We start from the raw sequence: 1,363 nt of genomic DNA on the forward strand, positions 1-1,363 counted from the left end.
TGTATTTTTTCACACTGGTTTTAGACATTTGCAATCTAATTTCTAGCATTTTTTTAGCTTTTCCTGTTGCTTCTTTTAAGTACTCCTGAACCGTTTTCTTTTGTAAATTAGGTATATCTAATCCTTGGTCATCCTTTAACCAAGCCAATAATTGTGTAGGACTATTAGGATTTTCTAAACCTGTTATATGTTTAGCTTGATTAAGCAATTCTTCTTTACTCTGCTTATCGAGCACATTAGCTCCTAACATCAATGATTTAGAAAGCTTAATACCTCTGTCGTTTATATGTTGGTCAAAAACCCAATATGCTTGTTCAATTGCAGTTACTGGAAAGTCTTTAATTTTATGAGCAATCGTCATTTCTACTTCTACATCTCGAATACAGTAATCTATAAATTGTTGCCATTTTTCAAGATCATGTTCAGGCAAGTTTCTTGTTCTTCCTCCATTAACTTTTGTTGGTTTACAAGGTATAGAGAAATAACGAATTAAATTTTTACCTGCTTTATCTTTTTGGTTTTGTAGTCTTAAAACTTCTCCAACTTTATCAAGCGAAGCAGGTAAGCCAATACGCATTGAATTAACCATTGTGCAAATCCATTCTTCAGGTGGCATCTGTTTATTAAAATGTTTAGCAAGACAAGTTCTTTCGAAATTAGCATTGAATGCATACTTTTTTACAGCAGGATCAAAAAGAGCAATTTTAAACGTCTCAAAATCAGCGTGGAAAGGCTCATTATCTACTTTAGTCATGTCAATCGCACTAATCGCTCCACCATCTATTGAATAAGCTATAATTAAAATTTCGAAATCTTCAGCTTCTGTGTATTTATAGGCACCACATTTCGAAATATCATTACTGCTATATGTTTCAATATCTGTATTCATAAATCTCAAATTCTTGACACCTCAATTTCTTTAAAATTAAAGTGGGGCTAAAACCCCACCTATTGACTTATAAGAAATCCTCATCATCAGTGTCTAATTCATCGAAATCATCTTCTGCTGCACTTGCACCGCCAAGAGGTTCGCCTTTTTCTACAAGTTGAATGTTGTTCAATCCAACTGCGATACCCTTATTACCATTTGTGTTGAAAGGAAATAGATTAATTGAAGCTCTAATATAATCACCACTTACAACAGTTCCAGAATCCGTTAATCTAATTTTGTTTTGGTCAATAATACCAGGTGCTTGTTTGCTTGATGCGTTAATAAAATAAGCGTCTTGATAATTGACATCATCTTCTCTTTCAGTATCTCCATCACGTAATGGAAGTTTCAGATTTGCAGGAACTTTGCCTCCAAACTTACTAACTTTTCCTTCTTCTTTAGCAGCTTCTATAGCTTGTTCAATGGCTTTTA

The 1,363-nt window shown here is 33.5% G+C and carries 1 protein-coding gene and 1 pseudogene; both read right to left on the reverse strand.

What is annotated here, in order from left to right; all coding sequences use genetic code 11:
• Window positions 1-889, reverse strand: a pseudogene (locus tag IDG60_RS14275) (DNA polymerase); the annotation flags it as partial.
• A gap of 67 nt (window positions 890-956) precedes the next feature.
• Window positions 957-1,363: DUF2815 family protein (locus IDG60_RS14280; RefSeq protein WP_206160828.1), on the reverse strand; the 407-nt coding region annotated here is incomplete at its 5' end.

The organism is Staphylococcus sp. EG-SA-2 (genome assembly GCF_017152085.1).